The following is a 24,602-nucleotide window of genomic DNA, read 5'->3' on the forward strand; positions in this document are numbered from 1 at the left end:
AGGGAACGGACATGCCACTTCCCCCCACCATCCGCCCCGCGGCGATCGCCGCCACCGGCCTGCGCAAGTCGTACGGGGACAAGACCGTCCTCGACGGCATCGACCTGGACATCCCACAGGGGACGATCTTCTCCCTGCTCGGCCCCAACGGCGCGGGCAAGACGACCGCCGTGCAGATCCTGTCGACGCTCATCGCCGCGGACGCGGGCGAGGTGCGGATCGCGGGGCACGACCTGCGGCGCGAGCCGGAGAAGGTGCGGGCCGCGATCGGTGTCACCGGCCAGTTCTCCGCCGTCGACAACCTCCTGACCGGCGAGGAGAACCTGCTGCTCATGGCCGACCTCTACGGCTTCGGGCGCCAGGTGGCCCGGCAGGTGGCCGCCGGTCTCGTCGAGCGGTTCGACCTCGTGGAGGCGGCCGGGCGGCCCGCGTCGACGTACTCCGGAGGCATGCGGCGCCGCCTCGACATCGCGATGACCCTGGTCGGCAGTCCGCGCATCATCTTCCTCGACGAGCCGACCACCGGCCTCGACCCGCGCAGCCGGCACGGCATGTGGGAGATCGTCCGCGAGCTCGTGGCCGACGGCGTCACCATCTTCCTGACCACCCAGTACCTGGACGAGGCCGACCAACTCGCCGACCGCGTCGCCGTGCTGAGCGGCGGCAGGCTGGTCGCCCAGGGCACCCCGGCCGAGCTCAAGCGCCTCGTCCCCGGCGGCCACGTCCAGCTGCGCTTCGCCGACCTCGGCGGCCTGGAGCGGGCCGCGCGGACGCTCGGCGCCGGCGTCAGGGACGACGACGCGCTGACCCTCCACGTGCCGAGCGACGGCAGCCTCGCGTCCGTCAGGTCGGTGCTCGACCGGATCGACGCCGCCGGGATCGAGGTCGAGGGGCTCGGCATCGAGACGCCCGACCTCGACGACGTCTTCTTCGCCGTGACCGGCCGCCCCGACCACGAGAAAGCGACCACCCGATGAGCACTGTCACCACCGCCCCGGCCCACCCGCGCACCTACCACCCCGCCCCCACTTCCGCGGCGCGGAACTCCCTGACGATGGTGCGCCGCAACCTCCGGCACGCGCGGCGCTATCCCGCGATGACGATCAGCCTGGTGAGCATGCCCATCGCCATGCTCCTGCTCTTCCACTACGTGTTCGGCGGCGCGATGGCGGCCGGGACCGGCGGCGGATCCTCCGGCGACTACCTCCAGTACCTCGTCCCCGGCATCCTGCTGATGGCCGTCGGCGCGGGCGTGCTGCCCACCGCGGTCGGCGTCAGCGTCGACATGAACGAGGGCATCGTGGCCCGCTTCCGGACGATGCCGATCAACGGTTCGTCGGTCCTGACGGGCCGGGTCGTCGGCGCCGTCGTCCAGACGCTGCTCAGCATCGTCCTGGTCATCGGGGTCGCCTTCCTGGTGGGATTCCGGTCCGGCGCGCGGCCCCTCGAATGGGTCGCCGCGGCCGGGCTCCTCACCCTCATGTCCGCCGCCCTCACCTGGCTCGCGGTCGCGCTCGGCCAGCTCGTGAAGGCCCCGGAGGCGGCGAGCAGCGCGGCGCTGCCCTTCTCCTTCCTGCTGCCCTTCCTCAGCAGCGCGTTCGTGCCGTTCGACTCGATGCCGGACTGGCTGCGCCACTTCGCCGAATGGCAGCCGTACACCGCCTTCATCGAGACCCTGCGCGGGCTGCTGCTCGGCAGCGAGATCGGCAAGTTCGGCCCGCTCGCGGTGGGCTGGGGCGTGGCCATCACCGTGCTCGGCTTCCTGTGGGCTCGCTCCCTCTTCCGGCGGGACGCCTCGCGATAGCGGCGCGAGGAGGGTGCGCAGGCGCGGGGTCCGGCTCTGTCAGAGGTGTAGACAGCGCTTTCTGGCGGCTGATAAAAACCCTGTCGCATGACCCCAACCCGCCGCGTCTTCCTCGCCGCAACCGCTTTCGGTGCCGCCGGAGCCGCCGCCATGCCGACCCTGCCGCCCCGGGCGTACGCCGTCGAAGGGGACGACGAGTTCACCGTCCTGCGCAAGCGCTGGCTGGAGATCTCCCTCGGCACCGGCTACGACCCCGCCGAGGAGCCGTACGCCTCGCGCCTCAAGGAGACCGGCACCCTCGCCCGCACCTTCCGCTCGGCCATGGCCCCCGCCGCCACGTCCCTGTGGCCCGACGCCCCGTTCGACCCCCCGGCGGGCGTCACCCTCAGCTACAGCAGGCTCTGGACGATGACCCAGGCGTACGTCTGCGAAGGCACCGGATCGACGGGGGACGCCGGGCTCCTCGCCGACGTCCTGCGCGGCCTCGACCACGTCGGAGCTACCGTCTACAACCCCTCCACCACCCGCTACGGCAACTGGTGGGAGTGGCAGATCGGCAGCCCGCGGCTCCTCATGGACATCGTGGCCGCGCTCCACGACGACCTCGGCGCGGCCCGCAGGGACAAGGCCTTCGCCGCCGTCGACCACTTCGTCCCCGACTCCGCGATCGGCGCCTACACCGGCACGTCGACCGGCGCCAACCGCGTCGACCTGTGCCGCTCCGTCGCCCTGCGCGGCATCCTCGGCAGGTCGCCCGCCAAGGTGGCCCTCGCCCGCGACGCCCTCTCGCCCGTCTTCCCCTACGTGACCAAGGGCGACGGCCTCTACCAGGACGGCTCGTTCATCCAGCACACCTGGGTCGCGTACTCGGGAACGTACGGGCAGGTCATGCTCGACGGTCTCGGCCGGCTCTTCGCACTGCTCGCCGGGTCGGCCTGGGCCGTCACCGACCCGAAGAAGCAGATCATCCTCGACAGCGTCGAGCGGGCGTACGCGCCCCTGATCTTCGACGGTCTGATGATGGACAGCGTCAATGGCCGTGCCGTCAGCCGCGGTTACCTCAAGAGCGACGACCGCGGGATCATGCGCAGCGACCACTTCCACGGGCAGGGCCTGATCGCCGCGATGGCGCTGCTCGCGGGCGGGGCGAGCGCCGCCGAGCGGGAGCGCTGGTACGCCCGGATCAAGGGCTGGATCGAGCGGGACACCGTCACGCCGCTGCTCACCGCCCGCCAGTTCGGCGTCGCCGACCTCGCGCGGCTGCACGCGGTCGCGGACTCCGGCGTGCGGGCGGCGCCCGAGCCGGTCGGGCACCGGCTGTTCGCCGCCATGGACCGTGCCGTGCACCGGCGCCCCGGCTTCGCGGTGAACCTCTCCATGGCCTCGGAGCGGATCGCGTACTACGAGTGCGGCAACGGCGAGAACCCGCGCGGCTGGCACACGGGCGCCGGAATGCTCTCGTGGTGGGTCACCGGGCAGCGCGGCGACCAGTACGCGGACTGGTTCTGGCCGACCGTCGACCCCTACCGGATGCCCGGCACGACCGTGTCCACCAAGCGCCTCCCGGACAAGGCGGGCGGCGAGTGGGGCGCGGCCCGGCCCGCCGTGAAGTGGGTGGGCGGTGCGACCGACGGCGAGTTCGCGGCCCTCGGCCAGCACGTGAAGGGGCTCGGCTCCACGCTGGAGGCCCGCAAGTCGTGGTTCTGCGTCGCGGACGCCGTGATCTGCCTGGGAGCCGGAATCACCGCCGCCGACGGCGTCCCGGTGGAGACGGTCGTCGACAACCGCAACCTGGGCGAAGCGGGCACCGCGGCGTTCACCCGGGACGACGGCCCGCGCCCCCGCTGGGCCCACCTCGACGGGCACGGCGGCTGGGTCTTCCCCGGCGGCACCTCCCGGCTGCGGACGCTGCGCGAGGACCGCACCGGCGCCTGGTCCGACATCAACACCACCAGCTCCACGGAGCGGCGGACCCGGCGCTGGCAGACGCTCTGGCTCGACCACGGCACCGACCCCACGGACGCCACCTACGCCTATGTCCTGATGCCCGGAGCCTCGCGCCGCGTCCTGGCGGCCCGCGCCGCCGACCGGCGGTGGCTGTCGGTCCTGGCCAACACGGCGGAGGTGCAGGCCGTGGCCGTCGACTCGCTGGGTCTGACCGCGGCCAATTTCTGGCAGGCCGGCGAGGCGGGGCCGCTCACCGTCACGGCGCCTTCGAGCGTGCTCGTCCGGCGCCGCGGGAGAAGCGCTACGGTGCACGTCAGCGAGGTGCCGCGGACCGGCGACGCCTTCGGGGTCAGCTGGCACCGGCCGGTGGCCCGGGTGGTGAGCAAGGACCCCTCGGTGGAGGTCGTCGGCACGGGCCGGTCCCTGCGGCTGAGGATCACGCCGGGGACCGCGTGCGCGAGCCATCGGTGTGAGGTGTATCTCGGCTGAAGCAAGGCTCAAGTAAGGCCCGCCGAGGGCGTATTTTTGTGGGGTTCTCACAGCGGCGGAGGGACTGGGCCGTCACTTCTTCATGGCTGTGGTGCTCTTCTGTCCGGGGGTGCCAGGAAATCGGCCCGGAGACTGTGCAGAGTCGACGGTCCGTTTCCCCAGGCGCTCTCCGTAAGGTCGCTACATGACCGTTCTGGACGAGACCGCTTCCCCCGGGGGCGAGCCCACCGATTCGCGTGGCCGCGTGGCCGAACTGCACGAGATCCGTGCGGAGGCGCTGCGCGGGCCGAGCGAGAAGGCCACCGAGGCACAGCACGCCAAGGGCAAGCTGACCGCGCGCGAGCGGATCGAGCTGCTCCTCGACCCGGACTCGTTCAACGAGGTCGAGCAGTTGCGCCGGCACCGGGCCACCGGCTTCGGCCTGGAGAACAAGAAGCCGTACACCGACGGTGTGATCACCGGGTGGGGCACGGTGGAGGGCCGCACGGTCTTCGTCTACGCGCACGACTTCCGGATCTTCGGCGGTGCCCTTGGCGAGGCGCACGCCACGAAGATCCACAAGATCATGGACATGGCCATCGCGGCCGGTGCCCCGCTGGTCTCCCTCAACGACGGCGCGGGCGCCCGCATCCAGGAGGGCGTCTCGGCGCTCGCCGGGTACGGCGGCATCTTCCAGCGCAACACCAAGGCCTCGGGTGTCATCCCGCAGATCTCGGTGATGCTCGGCCCGTGCGCGGGCGGCGCGGCCTACTCCCCGGCGCTGACCGACTTCGTGTTCATGGTCCGCGAGACCTCGCAGATGTTCATCACCGGGCCGGACGTCGTCCGCGCGGTGACGGGCGAGAAGATCACACAGAACGGCCTGGGCGGCGCCGACGTGCACGCCGAGACGTCGGGCGTGTGCCACTTCGCCTACGACGACGAAGAGACCTGCCTGGCCGAGGTCCGCTACCTGATCTCGATGCTCCCCTCGAACAACCGGGAGAACCCGCCGGCGCACGAGTCGGAGGACCCGGCCGAGCGCCGCTCGGACGTCCTGCTCGACCTGGTCCCGGCGGACGGCAACCGGCCGTACGACATGACCAAGGTCATCGAGGAGCTCGTCGACGACGGCGACTTCCTGGAGATCCACGAGCGCTGGGCGCGCAACATCATCTGTGCCCTGGCCCGCCTGGACGGCAAGGTCGTCGGCATCGTCGCCAACCAGCCGCAGGCCCTGGCCGGCGTCCTGGACATCGAGGCCTCCGAAAAGGCCGCCCGCTTCGTGCAGATGTGCGATGCTTTCAATATCCCGATCCTCACCCTCCTGGACGTCCCGGGCTTCCTGCCCGGCGTCGACCAGGAGCACGGGGGCATCATCCGGCACGGCGCGAAGCTGCTCTACGCGTACTGCAACGCCACCGTCCCGCGGATCTCGCTGATCCTGCGCAAGGCCTACGGCGGCGCCTACATCGTCATGGACAGCCAGTCCATCGGCGCCGACCTCACCTACGCCTGGCCCACCAACGAGATCGCCGTGATGGGCGCCGAGGGCGCCGCCAACGTGGTCTTCCGGCGCCAGATCGCGGCCGCCGAGGACCCCGAGGCCATGCGGGCGCGCATGGTCAAGGAGTACAAGGCCGAGCTCATGCACCCCTACTACGCCGCCGAGCGCGGTCTGGTCGACGACGTGATCGACCCGGCCGAGACCCGCGAGGTCCTCATCAAGTCCCTCGCGATGCTCCGCAACAAGCACGCCGACCTGCCCTCGCGCAAGCACGGCAACCCCCCGCAGTAGCAGCAGACCTGCCCCCTGCGCCGCAGTAGCCCACAAGGAGAACGCTGCAGATGAATATCCCCGACATCCGCGTCGAGAAGGGTCACGCCGAGCCCGAGGAGGTCGCGGCCATCACCGCGATCCTGCTGGCCCGCGCCGCCGCCCGGCCGGCCGCCGCTCCCGCGCGCCGCGGCCGTGACAGGGCCGGCTGGCGCCGCCTGGAGCGCACCCCCGGCTTCCGGGCGCCGCACAGCTGGCAGGGCTGACGCCACTCTCGCCTTCGAGGCCCCGCCTTCCTCCGGGAGGGCGGGGCCTCGTGCCGTCACGCCACCTGGGCCGCGGCCGACTCCGCGAGCGGCCGCACCGCCGGGTGCCAGGGGCGGCCGCGCGGCCCGGTAAGGACCAGGCGGCGTGAGATCCCCGGCGTCACCGGCAGCAGCACCAGGTCGGGCGGGATCAGGGAGCGCGACACCTCGGACAGGACGGTCACGCCGATGCCCGCCTGCACCATGCTGATCAGGGTCGCCAGGTCGCGGACGCGGTGCGCCGGGGTGAGGCGCGCACCGGCCACGTCGTGCAGCGCGCGGACGCGGTCCTCGCAGCCGCCCGGCGAGATCAGGAAGTCGTCGTCCGCCAGCTCGCCGATGTCGACGACCGGCTCGTCCGCGAGCGGGTGGTCGCGGGGGAGCAGCGCGCGGTAGCCGTCCACCGCGAGCAGGACGCCGGGGCCCGGCGGCGGGTCGATCAGCACGCCGGCGTCGGCCGTGCCGTTCTCCAGCCACTCCTCGACCTCGGCGCTGTCGCCCTCGAAGACCCGCACGGTCACCCCGGGCCTGCTCTCGCGCCAGTGCCGCAGCAGACCGGGCAGCAGGCCCTGACAGACGGTGGGCGTCGCGGCGAGCCGCACCGTGCCGGTCATGGCGGGGTCGGCGTGGGCCGCGAGCTCCTCCACCGACCGGACCGCCGACAGCGCGCCGCGGGCGTGCGGCAGGATCCGCTCCCCGAGCGCCGTCGTCCGTACCGGAGCCGCCCGGACGAGCAGCGGGCCCGCCAACTCCCGCTCCAGGGAGGCGACGGCGTGCGAGACCGCCGACTGGCTCATGCCGAGCTCCGCGGCGGCCGCGCTGAACCCGCCCGCTTCGACGACGGCGAGGAAGGCTCTGAGCTGCGGGACGTTCACGGGCATGAGGCGGCCTCATAGGTCTATGACGGCTATGCGTTGGATCAATGGTGCCAGGACGGGCGAGGGTTGTTCCGTGCCGCCGGACCGGGCGGACACCCGAGACGACGCGAAGGAGCGCCATGCCCCACATCAGGGCCACCGTCACCGACCCCGACCTGCCCGCCGATGTCCGACGCGCCCTCGCCGAGGGCCTGACCCGCCTCGCGGTCACCGCGCTCGGCAAGTCCGCCGCGCGCACCATCGTCCACCTCGACCTCGTCCCCGCGGAGCGCTACTACGTGGCCGGAAAACCCCTCACCGACGGCGTCCGTGATGTGCACCTGGAGGTCAGCATCACCGCGGGCACCAACAGCGCGGCGGAGAAGGCGGCCTTCATCGCCGGGGCCTCCGCGTTCCTGACGGAGCTCATCGGCCCGCTCGCCCGGGGCGGCGTCGCCCTGCACGAACTGCACCCCGAGAGCTACGGATACCAGGGCGTGACCCAGTTCGACCACTACCGCGGGACATGACAGGGGCCCGCACGCCGCGGCGTGCGGGCCCACATCCGCGTACGGGCAGGAAAGGGGCGGGCGCTATCGCAGCCGCGCCATCAGCGCATGCTCGACCAGCGTGATCAGCGCGCTCTTCGCGTCCGCGCGGTGGCGCGCGTCGGTGGTGATGATGGGGGTGTCCGGGCCGATCTGCAGCGCCTCGCGCACCTCGTCCGGCGTGTACGGCTGGTGGCCGTCGAAGCCGTTGAGGGCGATGACGAAGGGCAGCCCGGAGTTCTCGAAGTAGTCGACGGCGGGGAAGCAGTCGGCGAGCCGCCTCGTGTCGACCAGGACGACCGCGCCGATCGCGCCACGGACCAAGTCGTCCCACATGAACCAGAAGCGGTCCTGGCCCGGCGTACCGAAGAGGTACAGGATCAGGTCCTGGTCCAGGGTGATGCGGCCGAAGTCCATGGCCACCGTCGTGGTGGTCTTGTCCCCGGTGTGGGTGAGGTCGTCGATGCCCGCGGACGCGGACGTCATGACGGCCTCGGTGCGCAGCGGGTTGATCTCAGAGACCGCCCCGACGAACGTGGTCTTGCCCACGCCGAAGCCGCCCGCCACCACGATTTTCGCGCTGGTGGTGGAGCGGGCTGTTGCTCCGCCGCTAGAGCTTGCGAAGTCCACTGAGCACCCTTTCGAGCAGTGTCACGTCTGGCTGGCCGCCGGCGGTCTCGTCGCCGCCGGGCTGATGGATGGCGACGAGTCCGGCCTCCGCCAGGTCGGCTACGAGGATCCGGGCGACGCCGAGGGGGATGGAGAGCAGCGCCGAGATCTCGGCGACTGACTTGATCTCGCGGCACAGGTTGCAGATGCGCTGATGCTCGGGCAACTGGCCCTGCAACTGATGTGGTTGAGCGGTGGTGTGCACCAGCGCCTCGATGGCGAGCTGGTAACGCGGCCTGGTGCGGCCACCCGTCATGGCGTACGGGCGCACCAGGGGGTTGTTCGCCGACCCCGCGGGCGCCGGCTCGGGGGCGCGCCGCTGGGGTTGCACGGGCTGGATACGGGGCGCGTGCGCCGGAGTGCCCTGGTCGTAGGGGCGCGGCCCGGGCTGCTGGGGCTGCGCGTACGGCTGGCGGCGGTGGCTCGGCGCGGAGGGGAAGTTGTACCTGTTCGGGCCGCCGTCGCGCTGGCCACCCTGGCCGTGACCAGGGGACCAGTTCGCCGAAGACGAACCGTCTGGGGGTGTTGCCACGTTGCTTCCTCCTCCAACTGTGCCGGGCACCATCACTGTGGAGCCGCGTCCCGAAACCTTACGGGCACGGGACACGAAAACGCACCGTCTGTCTGTTAGTTGAGAAGGCTCCCCTGGAGCTCCGCGCGCAGGTCCGGGGTGAGGACGGTGCCCGCGCGATCGACAAGAAGTGCCATTTCGTACCCAACGAGACCGATGTCCGCATCCGGGTGGGCGAGAACGGCGAGCGAGGAGCCGTCGGAGATGGACATGATGAAGAGAAATCCTCGCTCCATCTCCACAACGGTCTGGGTCACCGAGCCGCCCTCGAAGATCCGGGAGGCCCCGGCCGTGAGGGAGGTCAGACCCGAGGCGACGGCCGCGAGCTGGTCGGCGCGGTCGCGCGGGAAGCCTTCGGACATCGCCAGAAGGAGTCCGTCGGCGGAGACCACCACTGTGTGGGACACCCCGGGGGTGTTGTCCACGAAGTTGGTGATCAACCAGTTCAGGTTCTGTGCCGCCTGGCTCATCGGGCTCACACTAACGCTCCTGGTTGTAGGTGCTATCAGGGCTGAAGCCCTGGCCATTCGTGTCACTGCCTGCGGTGCGGCCCCGCTGGACGCCGCGGCGCAGGTTGCTCAGCCTGCCCCGTACGTCCTCGGGATCGCGGGAGACCTGGGGGCCGCCCTGTGGAGTCTGTTCCGCGGTGCCCTCGACCAGATTGGCCTTGGGCACCCGCCGCGGGAGCCCGGACGAGGTGACCCCGCCCGCCTTCGGCTCCTTGAGGCGCTCGGCCCGCTGCCAGCGCTCGTCGTTGGACGAACGCCAGTCGTCCTTGCCCTCGGTCGCGGCGGGGGAACTTCCGTTCCCGTTCGCGGCGGAGGAGCCCCTGCGGGGGAGACCCGCGTCGGTCATGTCGTGGACGGCCGACGGCGTCGGTCCCGGCCGGTCGAAGCCTACGCGCTCGGCGTCGCCCGTGTGGGCCGGTGAAGCAGATTCCGCTTCCTGCCCGTACTCGCCCTGATAGCCGTCGGCGCTGGGCCAGTCGTCCTGACGGGACCGCTCCGGATACGCGAGCTGCGGGTCCTGGTAGCCGCCGTCCTGGGACGGCTGGTCCGGGTAGTACTGCTCGTCGCGGTAACCGTGGTCGGCGTACTGCTGCTGCTCGGCGTACTGCGGGTCCGTGTACTGCTGGTCCGTGTACTGCGCGTCGGCGTACCGCGCATCGCCGTACTGGCCGGGGGCGTACTGCTGGTCGTCGTAACCCTGCCCCTGGTCGTAGCCGGTCTGCTGCTGTTCGTCGTACGCGGGGGCCTGCTGCTCGTAGCCGCCCTGCTGGGGCTGCACCTCGTCGCGGAAGAGCGGGCGGTGGCCGCCGGGCTGCTGGGCCTGCGCCTCCAGGGCCGCGCGGCGCTCCTCGCGCATCAACGAGCGGCCGACCGGGTCGAGTTCGGGTTGCCCCTCGGAGCCGTCACCGTGGTAGCGGCTGTCGTCGAAGCCGAGCTCGGCGGCCGTGCGCAGCGGCTCGGCCTCCAGGGCCTGCTGCTCGGGGATGATCGAGGAGACGGTGAACTCGTTGTCGTGCGGCGCGTGGTCGCCACCGCCACCGTGCGTGATCGCGTCCGGCAGCATGACCAGCGAGGTCGTGCCCGCCTGCTCGCCCGAGGGGCGCAGCTGGACGCGGATGCCGTGCCGGTCGGACAGGCGACCGACCACGAACAGGCCCATGCGCTGCGAGATCGCGGCGTCCACGGTCGGCGGGTTGGCCAGCTTGTGGTTGATGTCCGCGAAGTCCTCGGCGGTGAGGCCGATGCCCTTGTCGTGGATCTCGACCATGACGCGGCCGTCGGGCAGCCGGGTGGCGGTGACGCGGACCTTGGTCTGCGGCGAGGAGAACGTCGTGGCGTTCTCCAGGAGCTCGGCGAGCAGGTGCACGAGGTCGGTCACGGCGAGGCCGTGGATCTCGGCCTCCGGCACGCCCTCCAGCTCGATGCGCTCGTACTGCTCCACCTCGGAGGAAGCGGCGCGCAACACGTCGACCAGCGGGACCGGCTGGTCCCAGCGGCGGCCCGGCTCCTCACCGGAGAGGACCAGGAGGTTCTCGCCGTTGCGGCGCATACGGGTCGCCAGGTGGTCCAGGCGGAAGAGGTTCTCCAGCTGGTCCGGGTCGGCCTCGTTGTTCTCCAGGTCGGTGATGAGGGTCAGCTGGCCCTCGATCAGCGACTGGTTGCGGCGCGAGAGGTTGGTGAAGATCGCGTTGATGTTGCCGCGGAGCAGGGCCTGCTCCGCGGCGAGCCGGACGGCCTCGCGGTGCACCTGGTCGAAGGCGCGGGCGACCTCGCCGATCTCGTCCGTCGTGTTGATCGGGATGGGCTGGACGCGGGTGTCGACGCGGCCCGGGTCGGTGCGCGAGAGCTGGTCGACCAGCATCGGCAGGCGCTGCTCGGCGATGCCGAAGGCGGCCGTGCGCAGCTGGCGCATCGCCTTGGACATCTGGCGGGCCATGAGTCCGGCCAGGATGAAGGCGGCGAGCAGCGCGAGGACGACGATGGCGCCGGTGATGTACGCGTTGCGCTGGGCGTTGGCGGCGATGTCGGAGGCCTCGTCCACGGCCTTGTCGGCGAGGTCCGACTCGATGGTGCGGTACGCGTCGAACTTGGCGGTGGTCGTCGCCCACCAGGCCTGCCGCGTGATGCCCTTGCCGGCCAGCGTGACGCGGGCGCTCGGCTGGGTGCTCGGCAGCGTGGCGAGCTCCGAGACCATCTTGTCCTGCGAGGGCGGCGGGACGAACGTCTTGCCCTGGGCCTTCGCGTCGGCCGCGGCCTGCTTGGCCTGCTTCTCGCCGCCGGCCGTCAGCTCCTTCTTGGCGTCCTCCAGCTTGGCGACGTCCTGGGGGGTGCCGCCGCCGGTGTACTCCTCGATGGCGATGCGCTCGAGGTAGGCGTACGAGGCGAGGGAGGTGCGCTGCAGCGTCAGCGAGCCGGTGCCGGGGCCCGGCTTGACCAGGAGGTGGGTACCGATGGACCGCTCGAGGGAGAGCGCGGCCTTGGAGAGGGAGATCGCGTAGACGGTCCGGCCGTAGCTGGTGATGTTGCCGGTGCCCAGACCGAGCTCGTTGGCGAACTCCATCAGGGGGTGCTGGATGGCGACGTAGCCCTCTTCGGTCTGCACGCCGGGGAGCTTCGTCGTGTACGCGGCCTGACGCAGCGGACCGAGCTTCGGCTCGACCTTGCGGAAACCGGCGAGGCGGCGGTTGAGGCCTTCCTTGTCCGGCATGTTGGCGGCGGCGGCCCTGAAGTCGGCGGCGGCCCGGTCGGTGGCCTTGCGCGCCTTCACGACGGCCGGGTCGTTCCGCTTGCCGTTCAGCAGCGGAGCGGCGGAGATGTCGCGCTCCTCGACGAGGCGGTTGCCGTAGTCCAGCGAGGCCCGCACCAGGCGGGCCGTGTTCTCGGCGTCCTGCGCCTCGCTCCAGGTGTCGATGGAGCCCTTCACCTGGAAACCGCCCATGACCAGGCCGACGAGCACGGGTATGAGGAGGATCGCGTTCAGCCGGGTCGGCACGCGCCAGTTGCGCGGGGACATCCGTCCACCGGAGGCGGCCGGGGGCTCGTTTCCTGGCGCGGCGGCCATGTCGGCGGGGGACGCCGCTGCGCGCGGCGGCGGGGTGAAGTTGCCCCGCGTGTCCCCGGTCGGGGATGCCGCGGGACTCGGCTTGCTTCGCCTCACTCGACCAACAACCTCTCGGCGGCGGCACTCACGTCGTGCCGCTGTCGTCTCCAAGGCCCGTGCTACTGGGCAGTTCAGCGCATTCCAGCACGTCAGAGCCTGCTGCACCAAACACTGGGAAGCGGAAGTTCCGAGTGGTGTAAGCCTCAGATAAATCGGTCATAAAGAGCGAGCCCCGCCAAAAGGCGGGGCTCCTGTGAGCACAGCGACACCAGATGACCGCGACGCGTGGCGGTCACCCGGCAATTCTCTGTCGAAACGTTATGAACACGGCGCGCGGCCGTGTCAAAGGACACAGATCGCTCCGTACGGACTACGGCAACTGCCGTACTGACCTGCCTACTTGAGGCGTGCCATAAGTGCGTGTTCAACCAAAGTGATCAAGCCACTCTTTGCGTCCGCACGGTGTCGCGCGTCGGTCGTGATGATCGGAGTGCCGTCCCCGATCTGCAGCGCCTCGCGCACTTCCTCGGGCGTGTACGGCTGGTGGCCGTCGAAGCCGTTGAGGGCGATGACGAAGGGCAGCCCGGAATTCTCGAAGTAGTCGACGGCCGGAAAACAGTCGGCGAGACGGCGGGTGTCCACGAGCACGACCGCGCCGATCGCGCCGCGCACGAGGTCGTCCCACATGAACCAGAAGCGGTCCTGGCCCGGCGTACCGAAGAGGTACAGGATCAGGTCCTGGTCCAGGGTGATGCGGCCGAAGTCCATGGCGACGGTGGTCGTCGTCTTGTCCCCGGTGTGGGTGAGGTCGTCGATGCCCGCGGACGCGGACGTCATGACGGCCTCGGTGCGCAGCGGGTTGATCTCGGAGACCGCCCCGACGAACGTGGTCTTGCCCACGCCGAAGCCGCCCGCCACCACGATCTTCGCGGAGGTGGTGGAACGGACGGCGTCCGAGCCCGAGCCGCTAGAGCTTGCGAAGTCCACTGAGCACCCTTTCGAGCAGTGTCACGTCAGGCTGGCCGCCGGCGTTCTCGTCGCCGCCGGGCTGGTGGATGGCGACGAGCCCGGCCTCGGCCAGGTCCGCCACGAGGATCCGGGCCACGCCGAGCGGCATCGACAGGAGCGCCGACACCTCGGCCACCGACTTGACCTCACGGCAGAGGTGGCAGATCCGCTGGTGCTCGGGGAGCAGCCCCATCAGCTGGGCCGGGTCGGCCGTGGTGCTCACCAGCGCCTCGATGGCGAGCTGGTAGCGGGGCCGGGTCCGGCCGCCGGTCATCGCGTAGGGACGCACCAGCGGCTGGTCGCCCTCCATTCCGTACGAAGCGTCCCCGTACGGGTTGTGAGAGGCGGTGGGCGGGGTCATGGATCCTCCGGGCGGGACAGCAGGTCATCTGCGTGTGCCGTCTGACAGAGCCGGTGGGGGCAGTGTGGCGGCCGGACGGTTGGTCAGTACGTTCGGTCGGTGGGGCGGCCGAAGGGGATGAAGACTTCGGAGCGTGCTCGGGCTAGTGGAGCAGGCTGCCCTGCAGCTCGGCGCGGAGGTCCGGGGTCAGGACGGCGCCCGCGCGGTCGACGAGGAGCGCCATCTCGTACCCGACGAGGCCGATGTCGCACTCGGGGTGCGCGAGCACCGCGAGGGACGAGCCGTCGGAGACGGACATGATGAAGAGGAACCCCCGCTCCATCTCCACCACCGTCTGTGTGACGGTGCCGCCCTCGAAGATCCGGGAGGCCCCGGCCGTGAGGGAGGTCAGGCCGGAGGCGACCGCGGCGAGCTGGTCGGCCCGGTCGCGGGGGAAGCCTTCGGACATCGCCAGAAGGAGGCCGTCGGCGGAGACCACGACCGTGTGGGACACCCCGGGGGTGTTGTCCACGAAGTTGGTGATCAACCAGTTCAGATTCTGTGCAGCCTGGCTCATCGGACTCAACTAACGCTCCTGCTGGTGAGTGGGGAAACTGCCGGTCTGGCCGGTACCGGCCTGGCGACCCTGCTGGATGCCCCGACGGAGATTCGTCAGCCGGCCGCGTACCTCTTCGGGCGCACGCGAGACCTGCGGACCTGTGCTGTCCTGCTGCTGCTGGGCCGTGCCCGCGACCAGGTTGGCCCGCGGGACGCGGCGCGGCAGACCGGATGTGGTGACGCCGCCCGCGGACGGCTGCCGGACGCGCTCGGCCTGGCGGCCCAGCTCGTCATTGGGGGAGGAGCGCCAGTTGCCGGGCGCGCCGCTGCCGTTGGTTCCGCCGTCCCCGGCCGCGGGCACGGGCGCGGCGGCCGGGTCCTGGCGCTGCGGGCGCGAGGGCAGCGGACGCTGCGGCGGCTCGGGAGCCTGGTGGCGCGGCGGCTCCGGGGCGCGGTGCGGCGCGGCCTCGGGGGCCCGCCCGCCCTGCTGCTCCGGGTACGCGGCCTGCTGGTTGTGCTGCTCCTGCTGCTGTGCGGCCTGCTGGTTCTGCTGCTGCTGGAACCAGTTGGTCTCCAGCGTGTCGTACAGCGGCGTCCGTCCGTCGCCGGGACCGGCGGCGGGCGGCAGGGCCTCGGGCTCGACGGGCTGCGGCGGCTGGGAGTGCTGCGGCTGCTGCGGGGCCTGGGGCTGCTGCGGGGCCTGGGGCTGCTGGGGGCCGCCCTGGTGGGGGTCGCCCTGGCCGCGGCGCGGGGCCGGCGGACGCGGCACGGTGTAGTCGGGCATCTCCCGGTTGCCGCGCTGGACCGGGGCGTTGCCCTGGCTCTGGTGCTGCTGCCCCTGCTGCTGACTCTGCTGCTGGTCCTGGCGGAAGTCGTTCTGGCCGTTCGGAGCCGCGGGCCGAGGGGACGGCTGACCGTTGCCGGGACCGCTGCTCTGGCCGCCGAAGACGTCCGAGCGGACGAACTGGCCGGTGGACCCCTCGTCCTGCGGCGCGGGCGTGCCGGGCGGCGGCCCGTCGAAGTCCGGGCGGGGGAACTCGGCGGTGGAGCCGGGTCCCTGCCGGTCGTCGGCCCCGTGCTGGGGGAACTGGCCGGTCGACTCGGGCTCTTCGTGCCCGCGCGGGGTGTCGAAGGGCTCGCGCGCGACCTGCGGCTGCGCGTTCTCGTCGCTCCAGCTGGGCACGCGCGGACCGGCGTAACCGCCCGGAGCGCTCGGCGCGGGGTTGCCGCCGGGCAGCTCGGCCCGGGGGCCGCCGCGCGGCGGCAGCTGGGGCCTGCGGCCCTGGCCGGTCCGGTCGTTGCCCGCACCGGATTCGGCCGGGGGGTTCATGGCGTTCGTACGCTGCTGGGGCACCGGAGGCTGCGGCGCGTTGGAGCCGCGACCGCCCTGCGGGACGAGCGGCGGACGACCCTGACCCTGACCCTGGCCGGGGCCACCCTGGCCCTGACCCTGACCGGGCGCCTGACCCTGACCCGGTCGCTGCCCAGGTCCCTGACCCTGGCCCTGACCAAGACCCTGACCCTGGCCCCCGTCCCGCGAAGGCAGCGCCGCCCGCGGACCGGAGCCCGCGACCTGCTGGCGGGGCGCACCGGCACCGAGCAGCCCGGGGCCGCCCTGGCCACCGCCACCGGGACCGCCGCGGCCGGGGCCGCCGGTCAGACCGGGAGCGTTGTTGCCCGCGCCGACACCGCGTCGCGCGGCGGCGGCACCCGCGGCGGCCTGAGCCGCCGCGGGACCACCGGTCGGGGTGGGCGCACCGGGCTTGCCCGGCACCTTCTTGCCGCCTTGGGCGACGTCGACGGGGAGCATGACCAGCGCGGTCGTGCCACCGGAGTCGGACGGGCGGAGCTGGATGCGGATGCCGTGGCGCTGCGACAGACGGCCGACCACGAACAGACCCATGCGGCGCGAGACCGAGACGTCCACGGTGGGCGGCGAGGCGAGCCGCTCGTTGATCGCCGCCAGGTCCTCGGGGGAGAGGCCGATGCCGGTGTCGTGGATCTCGATCAGCACGCGGCCGTCGGGCAGCGCGTGACCGGTGACCTTGACCTTGGTCTGCGGCGAGGAGAAGGACGTCGCGTTCTCGAGGAGCTCGGCGAGGAGGTGCACGAGGTCGTTGACGACGCGCCCGGCGACCTCGGTCGCGGGGACCGAGGAGAGCTCGATGCGCTCGTACTGCTCCACCTCGGACGCGGCGGCACGCAGCACGTCGACGAGGGGGACGGGCCGGGTCCAGCGGCGGCCCGGCTCCTCACCGGCGAGGACGAGGAGGTTCTCGCCGTTACGGCGCATGCGGGTCGCGAGGTGGTCGAGCTTGAACAGCGAGGACAGCTGGTCCGGGTCGGCCTCGCGCGACTCCAGCTCGGAGATGAGCGAGAGCTGGCGCTGGATGAGGCCCTGCGAACGCCGCGAGAGGTTGGTGAACATCGCGTTGACGTTGCCCCGCAGGAGGGCCTGCTCGGCGGCGAGGCGGACGGCCTCGCGGTGCACGTCGTCGAAGGCCGCGGCCACCTGGCCGATCTCGTCCCTGGAGTGCACACCGACGGACTCGACGGAGGTGTCGACGTCCTGCGGGTCCGACTCCGAGAGCTGCTTGACCAGCTCGGGCAGGCGGTCCTGGGCGACCTTGGTCGCGGTGTCCTGCAGCCGGCGCAGCGAGCGGATCATGGACCGGGCGACGACGAACGCGCCGACGAGCGAGACGCCGAGCACGAGCAGGATCAGCACACCGTTGAGGATGGCCGACTGCTCCGACTCGTTGCGCAGCTCGCGCGCCTTCTGCTCCATCTCGCCGAGCAGCGTCAGCTCGATCCGGGACATCGCCTCGATCTTGGTGCTGTCGGCGTCGACCCAGTCCTTGTACGACCGCTTGTCCTGGAGCTTGATGCCGCCTTCCTGTTCGAGCACGCGCTTGGCGTACTCGTTGGCGGACTTGACTGCGGGGTTGCCGCCGTCGATGGGCTTGGTCAGCTCACCGGCGTTGCCCGCGTAGATCTTGCTGAACGTCTGGAGCTCCGAGCGCTCCTTCTCGTTGGCGCTGAGGCCGAAGGTGCGGTCGGTCTCGGAGATCTTGCCGTACTGGCTGTCGTTCGGCGGCAGGGCCGCGGCGATGATCGCGCGCTGTACGGAGGCGTACTCCTTGGCCGAGGAGAAGGCGGCCAGCGAGCGCGTGCGCTGGATCATGTCCGGGTTGCTCGTCGCCTGCGCCATGTCCTGCGAGAGCTTGAGCAGCTGCTCGACGAGCTGGCTGTAGGCCTCGACGGTCTGCGAGGTCGAGCCCTCGGCGGTGAACGCCTTCTTGCGGACGTCGCTGATGCCCTGGAGCTGCTGGGTGATCTGGACCGCGCTGTGCCGGACGCCGAGAAGGCCCTTCTCGCCGTCGGTGTCGTTGAGGTCCTGGGTGCCCTGCAGGAAGTTCTTGTAGACCCGGTCGGTCTTCTGGCGCGCGCCCTTGACCGTGTAGTCCGAGGCGTTCGCGTCGTGGGCGAGGGGGCCCGCCGACTTGTCGCGCTCCTCCTGGAGCGCCGCGGCCAGCTCGGTGGCCTGCTTGGTCATCTCGGTCAGCAGCTTCATGTTGTCGAGCTGCTCGATCTCGTCCATGGACGAGGTGATGCGGAGCGCACCGAGCGAGGTCGCCGTGATCACGGGGAGCGCGAGCAGTGAGACCAGTCGGGTGGAGATGCGCCAGTTGCGCAGGGCTATTCGCGAGCCGGGCCCGGTGGGCGACTTCGTGCCGGCCGAACCCTTGCCCTTGCCCTTGGCCGGGGCGGCCGCCGTGCCGCTCCCCTTCGTGCCCTGGCGCGCGGCTCCGGGGCCGGTGTCGCCGGGCGTGCCCGGTCCGGGGCTCTGGGCGTGCTGGGGCGCGGAGCCGCGCTCCGGCTCCGCCGGAGCACTTCCTCGGCCGTGGTCGGCCTGGGGAGACCCCTTGCCATCCCTCTTGAAACGTCCCTGCACTAGCGTCGCAACCTCTGGACCAGGCGTCCTGCCGGATAACGGCGGGACGGTGTCGGCGTCTTGGGGCGGCGAGCGCCCCATGGGTGGTCGTGAGTGACCGGCGCTGCTCCCCCTTCCCGCCGCCACTCGGCGCTGCGTTGCGCCCCTGCGCGCCGGTTCGATCCCGCGGCGGTCCCGGGAATTCCAGCACAGTGCCGGATCTCCAACAAGGCCCGTGTGTCGCGCCGCCACGTACGTGACGCGTTGTGAGTGCGGAGTCACGAGACGTAGAAAGTGATCTAGTAAATAACGGACTCATCCCCACAAAGCTCCTGCCGGTGGGGGGTGTCCCAGTGTTCATGATCAGGAGCGGAATGGTGCCTTCAGTGGCGCAATGTCCGTTTCCAACTGCCTCACCCTGGGCCTGAATTGACCCATTTGTCGGCTCGCTCGTGAGCAAACTCACACGAAGATCATGGCGTCTTCCGGACTTTGGCCGGGAATTGGATGTTTAGCCTGACGCTTTACAGGGATGGCGAATCCGACAATCGCGTCCGCAGTGCGACGCCCCAACCGACGAGGTCCGAACAGCAGATGAAGACTGTGAAGTCCACGATGTTCCGCAACATAGCCAACCCGCGCCGCACCACTCTCGCGCACCTCACGGACGCGGACGAGTTCCAGGCCGCCCCCGAACAGCCGGAGCACACGGTCGACCTCCCGACCCAGACGGCCAACCCGAAGCGCACGATCCTGATGGACGCCCCGGAGACCGCGGTCCCGACGGGCGTGTAGTTCCAGCCCGTCCGGCGTTTGAGGACGAGCCGCGCAGCGGCGACGGGCGGCAACCGAAGCCACGGGCCCACCGGGACCAACGTCGTCAGCAGGCCGCAGGCCCCCGCGTTAGCCTGGGGTGTCACTCCGCAACCACCCCAAGAGGCTAGAGCGTGCGCATCGCCAGGTTCTCCATCGACGGCAATGTCGGCTACGGCGTAGTCGAGGGGGAGGGCCCAGACGGGCTCGTCCTCGACATCATCAAAGGCATTCCCTACGCCGATTTCGAGCTGTCCGGCACCAAGGTCCCGCTCAGCAAGGTGCGCCTGCTGCCGCCGGTGCTCCCGAACAAGATCGTGGCCTTCGGCCGCAACTACCAGGAGCACGCGGCGGAGCTCGGCAACGAGGTGCCCGACGTCCCGTTCGCGTTCCTGAAGCCCTCCACCTCGCTGGTCGGCTCCGGCGACGCCATCACGTACCCCTCGTTCTCCGAGGAGCTGCACCACGAGGCCGAGCTGGCCGTGGTCATCGGCCGCATGTGCCGCGAGGTCCCGCGCGAGCGGGTCAAGGACGTGATCTTCGGCTACACCTGCGCCAACGACGTCACCGCGCGTGACGTCCAGCGCCGCGAGAAGCAGTGGGCCAGGGCCAAGGGCTTCGACAGCGCCTGCCCGCTCGGCCCCTGGGTGGAGACCGAGCTCGACCCGGCCGACCTCACCATCCAGTGCACGGTCAACGGCCAGCAGCGCCAGCTGGGCCGCACCAGCGAGATGGTCCACTCCATCGAGGACCTGATCGTCAACATCTCCGAGGCCATGACGCTGCTCCCCGGCGACGTCATCCTCACGGGCACCCCGGCCGGCGTCGGGCCCCTCAACGTCGGCGACGAGGTCGCCGTCTCCATCGAAGGCATCGGCACTCTCACCAACAAGGTGATCAAGCGTGGCTAACGCGACCCCCGTACGCGTACGGTTCTGTCCCTCGCCGACCGGCAACCCCCACGTGGGACTGGTCCGCACCGCCCTCTTCAACTGGGCCTACGCCCGGCACAACGAGGGCACCCTGGTCTTCCGCATCGAGGACACCGACGCGGCTCGCGACTCGGAGGAGTCCTACGAGCAGCTGCTCGACTCGATGCGCTGGCTGGGCTTCGACTGGGACGAGGGCCCCGAGGTCGGCGGCCCGCACGCGCCGTACCGCCAGTCGCAGCGCATGGACATCTACAAGGACGTCGCCGAGAAGCTCATCGCGGCCGGCCACGCCTACCCGTGCTACTGCACCACCGAGGAGCTGGACACCCGCCGCGAGGCCGCCCGCGCCGCCGGCAAGCCCTCCGGCTACGACGGCCACTGCCGCGACCTCACCGCCGAGCAGAAGCAGGCGTACGAGGCGGAGGGCCGCAGCCACATCGTCCGCTTCCGGATGCCCGACGAGGCCACCACCTTCGTCGACCTGGTCCGCGGCGAGATCACCGTCCAGGCGGAGAACGTCACCGACTACGGCATCGTGCGCGCCAACGGCGCCCCGCTGTACACGCTGGTCAACCCGGTCGACGACGCCCTGATGGAGATCACGCACGTGCTGCGCGGCGAGGACCTGCTGTCCTCCACCCCGCGCCAGATCGCGCTCTACAAGGCGCTGATCGAGCTCGGCGTCGCCCGGACGATCCCCGAGTTCGGCCACCTCCCGTACGTCATGGGCGAGGGCAACAAGAAGCTCTCCAAGCGCGACCCGCAGGCGTCCCTGAACGTCTACCGCGAGCGCGGCTTCCTCCCCGAGGGCCTCCTCAACTACCTGTCCCTCCTGGGCTGGTCGTTCTCCGCGGACCAGGACGTCTTCTCGATCGACGACATGGTCGCGAAGTTCGACGTGGCGGACGTGAACCCGAACCCGGCCCGCTTCGACCTGAAGAAGGCCGAGGCGATCAACGCCGACCACATCCGCATGCTGGACGTGAAGACCTTCGCCGAGGCCTGCGAGCCCTGGCTGCGCGCCCCGCACGCCAACTGGGCCCCCGAGGAGTTCGACGAGGCGGCCTGGGCGGCCATCGCGCCGCACGCGCAGACCCGTCTGAAGGTCCTCTCCGAGATCACCGACAACGTGGACTTCCTGTTCCGCGCGGAGCCGGTCTTCGACGAGCCGTCCTGGACGAAGGCCATGAAGGAGGGCTGCGACGCCCTTCTGCGCACGGCCCGCGCCAAGCTGGAGGCGGCCGACTGGACCTCCCCCGACTCCCTCAAGGAGGCCGTCCTGGCCGCCGGCGAGGAGCACGGCCTGAAGCTCGGCAAGGCCCAGGCCCCGGTCCGCGTCGCCGTCACCGGCCGCACGATCGGCCTGCCCCTCTTCGAGTCCCTGGAGATCCTGGGCAAGGAGAAGACGCTGAACCGCATCGACGCGGCCCTGGCGAAGCTCACCGCCTGACCGCACGCGCGAGCCCCGAAGGACCCGGAAGCCATGACGGCTCCCGGGTCCTTCGCCTACCGTCGAAGACATGCCGATCAAAGCCGTGGTCTGGGACATAGATGACACGATCTTCGACTACGCGCGGGCCGACAGCGCCGGCATGCGGGCCCACCTGACCGCCGAGGGCCTCCTGGAGCGGTACGAGTCCGCCGAGCGCGCCCTGGTCCTGTGGCGGCGGCTCACGGAGCGGCACTGGGCCCGCTTCGGGGCCGGTGAGGTCGCCTTCGAGCAGCAGCGCCGCGACCGCGTGCGGGACTTCCTCGACAACCAGGCGCTGTCCGACCCCGACGCCGACGCCTGGTTCACGCGTTACGTCGGTCACTACGAGTCGGCCTGGTCCCTCTTCCCCGACACCCTCCCGACCCTGGACGCCCTCGCGGGCGACTACCGGCACGCGGTGCTGTCCAACTCCGCGCTGGTCGTCCAGGACCGCAAGCTGACGGTCCTCGGCATCCGCGGCCGCTTCGAGGCGGTCCTGTGCGCCGCCGACCTCGGCTTCTCCAAGCCCGCCGCGGAGGCCTTCCGCGCGGTCTGCACGACGCTGCGGCTCGAACCCGCCGAGATCGCCTACGTCGGTGACCAGCCGGACATCGACGCCCGAGGCGCCCGGGACGCCGGTCTGCTCGGCATCTGGCTCGACCGCAACGGCGCGACCGAGGACGGCCCGTCGGGCGTGCACCGCATCTCGCGCCTCTCCGAGCTCCCCGCGCTGCTGCGTGCGGATACCCGTTTTGGAGCGCCGTCCACCTTCGGGTAATGTTCTTCCTGCGCCGCCCGAGAGGGCCGAAAGGTCCGGTCGGGAAGCGCACATCAAACAAAACCCCCGCAAGGGGTTGAGTTTTGATGGCCTATGGTGTAATTGGCAGCACGACGGTTTCTGGTTCCGTTAGTCTAGGTTCGAGTCCTGGTAGGCCAGCTCGCAGAGCTCATCTGCAACCGCGGGTGTCGTTCAATGGCACAGCATCCGCAAAGCCCCCGTTGTGTAGCGGCCTAGCACGCCGCCCTCTCAAGGCGGTAGCGCCGGTTCGAATCCGGTCGGGGGTACAGATCCTTCCCGCGGGGACAGATCGGGTCGCACCCACTGTCACTGATGCAGGATCGCTAGGGCCCCCGTTGTGTAGCGGCCTAGCACGCCGCCCTCTCAAGGCGGTAGCGCCGGTTCGAATCCGGTCGGGGGTACTGTAGGTCCTAGACCTGGTCTAGACCACATTGGGCTATGGTGTAATTGGCAGCACGACGGTTTCTGGTTCCGTTAGTTTAGGTTCGAGTCCTGGTAGCCCAGCGCAGTAATGATGTTGTGAATCCGCCACGTGGTACGTGACGTCGCAAGATCCAGGCCCCCGTTGTGTAGCGGCCTAGCACGCCGCCCTCTCAAGGCGGTAGCGCCGGTTCGAATCCGGTCGGGGGTACAAGAACGGCAAGGGGCCTTCCCGTCAGGGAGGGCCCCTTCGTCATTCCCCGGTCTCCCGCTCCCCGAAGCGCCGGTAGGACTCCTCGGCCTGCGCGATGCGGCGCAGGCTCAGCAGCACCGGCTCGTACAGCACCGTGAGGGCGACGGCCGCCTCCAGCTGCCGGTCGGGCGACTCGTACCGCTCGATCAAGTCCAGGTCGCTCTCGGCCAGTTGACTCCCCGCGCGTGCGTAGGGCGCCAAGTCCTCGGCGGCGCACGGATATCCGAGCCGGGTCAGCGTGGCGACCGCGGTCACCAGCATCCGGTAGGGCGGCGACTCGTCCGTGTAGCGCTGCGCGTGCTCCCAACCGAGCTGTGCGAGAAGCGCGTTCACGGTGTGGTGCGCCGCCGCGTCCGACGCGTCGTCCTCGGCCGGTTCCGGGCCGTGCGGCAGCGCCCCCACCGCCGTCCCCAGCCGGGAGTTGTGGTCGAGGGACTCGTCCTCCAGGGCGGTCAGCACGTCGCGCGCCGACGCGATCGGCACCCGGCCGACCTGGACCAGGGCCCGCACCAGCCGGAGCCGCTCCAGGTGGGCGTCGTCGTACTCGGACTGCGTCGCGGTCACCCGTCGGCCGGGCGGCACCAGGCCCTCGCGCAGGTAGTACTTGATCGTGGCCGTGGGGACCCCGCTGTGCCGGCTCAGCTCCGCCAGTCTCATCGGTTCGTGCCTCCTCTTGCGCCCCTCTTTGGAGAGTGGCACTATCCAAGCATGGATAGTGGAGCTATCCAACCTCCGGTCACGGGTCGAGCAAGGGGAACGCCATGGGCGACAAGCCGATCGATGGGCGCATGACCGCCGAAGAGGAAGGAGAGGTGATCGTCTTCCACATCGGGATGCGCATCAACAACTTCCGCGCCGTCCGCAGCTGGTGGCCCCTCTTCCGGGCGATGCCGCGCATGCTCAGGGAGCTCTCCCAGGACGAGAAGAGCGGGATGCTGGGCTACCGGCTGCTCATCGGGGCGCCGCGCCTGCTGTACGTGGTGCAGTACTGGGAGTCGCAGGAGAAGCTCCTCGCGTACTCCACGAACCAGGACAAGGAGCACCGGCCCGCGTGGGCGGCCTTCAACCGCCGCCTCAAGGAGGGCAGGGGGAAGGTCGGGTTCTGGCACGAGACGTTCGTCGTGCCGGCGGGCGCCCACGAGGCGGTGTACATCAACATGCCGAGGTTCGGCCTGGGCGAGGCGACCAACGTGGTCCCGGTCGGGCGCCGCGGGGACCGGGCGGCCGAACGCCTGCGGACGGTCTGAGAGCCTGTCTTTGAACCCCCGTCGTCCGCGCGGAGCGCGGGCGCAGCGGCGGTCGGTGCGTGCGATCGGTGTGCGGAGTCCAAGGTCATGTGGCGGAGCCACCTGTCCTTGGACTCCGTGCGCCGAGCGGGCGTGCCGGGCGTCGGGGCGCAGGCGGGGGTTCAAAGACAGGCTCTGAGAGGTCGTTTTCACCTGGGGTATGCGGATATCTAGCTGTTTGCGGAGGGCGATGGTCTGGTGTCGATGGGGCTGACAGGCCGACTGCGATTGTC

Annotated in this window: 21 protein-coding genes and 5 tRNA genes; 16 read left to right on the forward strand and 10 right to left on the reverse strand. The window is 70.8% G+C overall.

Translation table 11 applies throughout. The annotated features are described in order from the left end of the window. Window positions 1–11 precede the first annotated feature (11 nt). From ACZ69I_RS31695 to ACZ69I_RS31715, 5 genes are all read left to right on the forward strand, one after another. Window positions 12–977, forward strand: coding sequence for an ATP-binding cassette domain-containing protein (locus ACZ69I_RS31695; protein WP_470836017.1), 966 nt, complete (start codon window positions 12–14; stop codon window positions 975–977). Continuing rightward, complete coding sequence (locus ACZ69I_RS31700) at window positions 974–1,804, forward strand: ABC transporter permease (protein WP_470836018.1); 831 nt, start codon at window positions 974–976, stop codon at window positions 1,802–1,804. Before ACZ69I_RS31695 ends, ACZ69I_RS31700 begins: the two co-directional genes overlap by 4 nt. Before the next feature lie 87 nt (window positions 1,805–1,891). Then, the gene (locus ACZ69I_RS31705; RefSeq protein WP_470836019.1) at window positions 1,892–4,240 is read left to right on the forward strand and encodes a polysaccharide lyase 8 family protein; all 2,349 of its coding nucleotides are present in this window, start codon (window positions 1,892–1,894) and stop codon (window positions 4,238–4,240) included. 184 nt (window positions 4,241–4,424) lie between these two features. Further along, a complete protein-coding gene (locus tag ACZ69I_RS31710; RefSeq protein ID WP_467671691.1) occupies window positions 4,425–6,017 on the forward strand; it encodes an acyl-CoA carboxylase subunit beta in 1,593 nt (530 codons plus the stop codon). Between the two features lie 50 nt (window positions 6,018–6,067). Then, on the forward strand, window positions 6,068–6,262 hold the full coding sequence (locus ACZ69I_RS31715; RefSeq protein ID WP_470836021.1) for an acyl-CoA carboxylase subunit epsilon: 195 nt from the start codon (window positions 6,068–6,070) through the stop codon (window positions 6,260–6,262). A 56-nt stretch (window positions 6,263–6,318) separates the two neighbouring features. On the opposite strand, the gene ACZ69I_RS31720 is transcribed toward ACZ69I_RS31715, so the two are convergent. Next, window positions 6,319–7,182: a LysR family transcriptional regulator gene (locus ACZ69I_RS31720; RefSeq protein ID WP_470836023.1), complete on the reverse strand. Its 864-nt coding sequence runs from the start codon at window positions 7,180–7,182 to the stop codon at window positions 6,319–6,321. Window positions 7,183–7,298: 116 nt separating this feature from the next. Here ACZ69I_RS31720 and ACZ69I_RS31725 point away from each other — a divergent pair, with 116 nt between their 5' ends. Beyond that, window positions 7,299–7,688 (forward strand): tautomerase family protein, encoded by a 390-nt coding sequence (locus tag ACZ69I_RS31725; RefSeq protein WP_467671697.1) that lies wholly within the window; start codon window positions 7,299–7,301, stop codon window positions 7,686–7,688. Between the two features lie 63 nt (window positions 7,689–7,751). On the opposite strand, the gene ACZ69I_RS31730 is transcribed toward ACZ69I_RS31725, so the two are convergent. The 8 genes from ACZ69I_RS31730 to ACZ69I_RS31765 all read right to left on the reverse strand — a co-directional run bounded on the left by ACZ69I_RS31730 (window position 7,752) and on the right by ACZ69I_RS31765 (window position 18,416). Continuing rightward, window positions 7,752–8,336, reverse strand: coding sequence for a GTP-binding protein (locus tag ACZ69I_RS31730; protein ID WP_030361923.1), 585 nt, complete (start codon window positions 8,334–8,336; stop codon window positions 7,752–7,754). Next, on the reverse strand, window positions 8,317–8,907 hold the full coding sequence (locus ACZ69I_RS31735; protein ID WP_467671699.1) for a DUF742 domain-containing protein: 591 nt from the start codon (window positions 8,905–8,907) through the stop codon (window positions 8,317–8,319). The genes ACZ69I_RS31730 and ACZ69I_RS31735 overlap by 20 nt, the downstream gene beginning before the upstream one ends. 95 nt (window positions 8,908–9,002) lie before the next feature. After that, a complete protein-coding gene (locus ACZ69I_RS31740) occupies window positions 9,003–9,416 on the reverse strand; it encodes a roadblock/LC7 domain-containing protein (RefSeq protein WP_055564496.1) in 414 nt (137 codons plus the stop codon). A gap of 10 nt (window positions 9,417–9,426) precedes the next feature. Beyond that, entirely contained in the window at window positions 9,427–12,612 is a 3,186-nt protein-coding gene (locus ACZ69I_RS31745) for a sensor histidine kinase (RefSeq protein WP_470836024.1), read from the reverse strand. A 339-nt stretch (window positions 12,613–12,951) separates the two neighbouring features. Further along, window positions 12,952–13,542 (reverse strand): GTP-binding protein, encoded by a 591-nt coding sequence (locus tag ACZ69I_RS31750; RefSeq protein WP_467671704.1) that lies wholly within the window; start codon window positions 13,540–13,542, stop codon window positions 12,952–12,954. Continuing rightward, complete coding sequence (locus tag ACZ69I_RS31755) at window positions 13,523–13,924, reverse strand: DUF742 domain-containing protein (RefSeq protein WP_055564453.1); 402 nt, start codon at window positions 13,922–13,924, stop codon at window positions 13,523–13,525. The genes ACZ69I_RS31750 and ACZ69I_RS31755 overlap by 20 nt, the downstream gene beginning before the upstream one ends. Window positions 13,925–14,066: 142 nt before the next feature. Next, window positions 14,067–14,480 (reverse strand): roadblock/LC7 domain-containing protein, encoded by a 414-nt coding sequence (locus tag ACZ69I_RS31760; RefSeq protein ID WP_030787430.1) that lies wholly within the window; start codon window positions 14,478–14,480, stop codon window positions 14,067–14,069. A 9-nt stretch (window positions 14,481–14,489) separates the two neighbouring features. Further along, the gene (locus ACZ69I_RS31765) at window positions 14,490–18,416 is read right to left on the reverse strand and encodes a sensor histidine kinase (protein ID WP_470836027.1); all 3,927 of its coding nucleotides are present in this window, start codon (window positions 18,414–18,416) and stop codon (window positions 14,490–14,492) included. A 573-nt stretch (window positions 18,417–18,989) separates the two neighbouring features. Between ACZ69I_RS31765 and ACZ69I_RS31770 the strand changes: the two genes are divergently transcribed. The 9 genes from ACZ69I_RS31770 (at window position 18,990) to ACZ69I_RS31810 (ending at window position 23,041) form a co-directional block, all read left to right on the forward strand. After that, complete coding sequence (locus ACZ69I_RS31770) at window positions 18,990–19,190, forward strand: hypothetical protein (protein WP_467671708.1); 201 nt, start codon at window positions 18,990–18,992, stop codon at window positions 19,188–19,190. Between the two features lie 152 nt (window positions 19,191–19,342). Beyond that, window positions 19,343–20,119, forward strand: a complete 777-nt coding sequence (locus ACZ69I_RS31775) for a fumarylacetoacetate hydrolase family protein (protein WP_467671710.1) — start codon at window positions 19,343–19,345, stop codon at window positions 20,117–20,119. Then, window positions 20,112–21,590 (forward strand): glutamate--tRNA ligase, encoded by a 1,479-nt coding sequence (gene gltX / locus ACZ69I_RS31780; protein ID WP_470836029.1) that lies wholly within the window; start codon window positions 20,112–20,114, stop codon window positions 21,588–21,590. Before ACZ69I_RS31775 ends, gltX begins: the two co-directional genes overlap by 8 nt. Before the next feature lie 70 nt (window positions 21,591–21,660). Then, complete coding sequence (locus ACZ69I_RS31785; protein ID WP_467671714.1) at window positions 21,661–22,389, forward strand: HAD family hydrolase; 729 nt, start codon at window positions 21,661–21,663, stop codon at window positions 22,387–22,389. A gap of 87 nt (window positions 22,390–22,476) precedes the next feature. Further along, window positions 22,477–22,548 (forward strand) — tRNA-Gln (locus ACZ69I_RS31790). Between the two features lie 55 nt (window positions 22,549–22,603). Then, window positions 22,604–22,676 (forward strand) — tRNA-Glu (locus tag ACZ69I_RS31795). A 62-nt stretch (window positions 22,677–22,738) separates the two neighbouring features. After that, window positions 22,739–22,811: transfer RNA gene (locus ACZ69I_RS31800), tRNA-Glu, on the forward strand. 31 nt (window positions 22,812–22,842) lie between these two features. Then, window positions 22,843–22,914, forward strand: a tRNA-Gln gene (locus ACZ69I_RS31805). Between the two features lie 54 nt (window positions 22,915–22,968). Then, window positions 22,969–23,041: transfer RNA gene (locus tag ACZ69I_RS31810), tRNA-Glu, on the forward strand. Window positions 23,042–23,083: 42 nt separating this feature from the next. Here the strand turns inward: ACZ69I_RS31810 and ACZ69I_RS31815 are convergent. Next, window positions 23,084–23,740 (reverse strand): MerR family transcriptional regulator, encoded by a 657-nt coding sequence (locus tag ACZ69I_RS31815; RefSeq protein WP_470836031.1) that lies wholly within the window; start codon window positions 23,738–23,740, stop codon window positions 23,084–23,086. A 104-nt stretch (window positions 23,741–23,844) separates the two neighbouring features. On the opposite strand from ACZ69I_RS31815, the gene ACZ69I_RS31820 reads away from it, so the two are divergent. Further along, window positions 23,845–24,330 carry a DUF4188 domain-containing protein gene (locus ACZ69I_RS31820; RefSeq protein ID WP_467671718.1) on the forward strand — a complete coding sequence of 162 codons (486 nt, stop codon included), beginning with the start codon at window positions 23,845–23,847 and terminating at the stop codon, window positions 24,328–24,330. Window positions 24,331–24,602: the final 272 nt, after the last annotated feature.

The organism is Streptomyces sp. NPDC036815 (assembly GCF_055609205.1).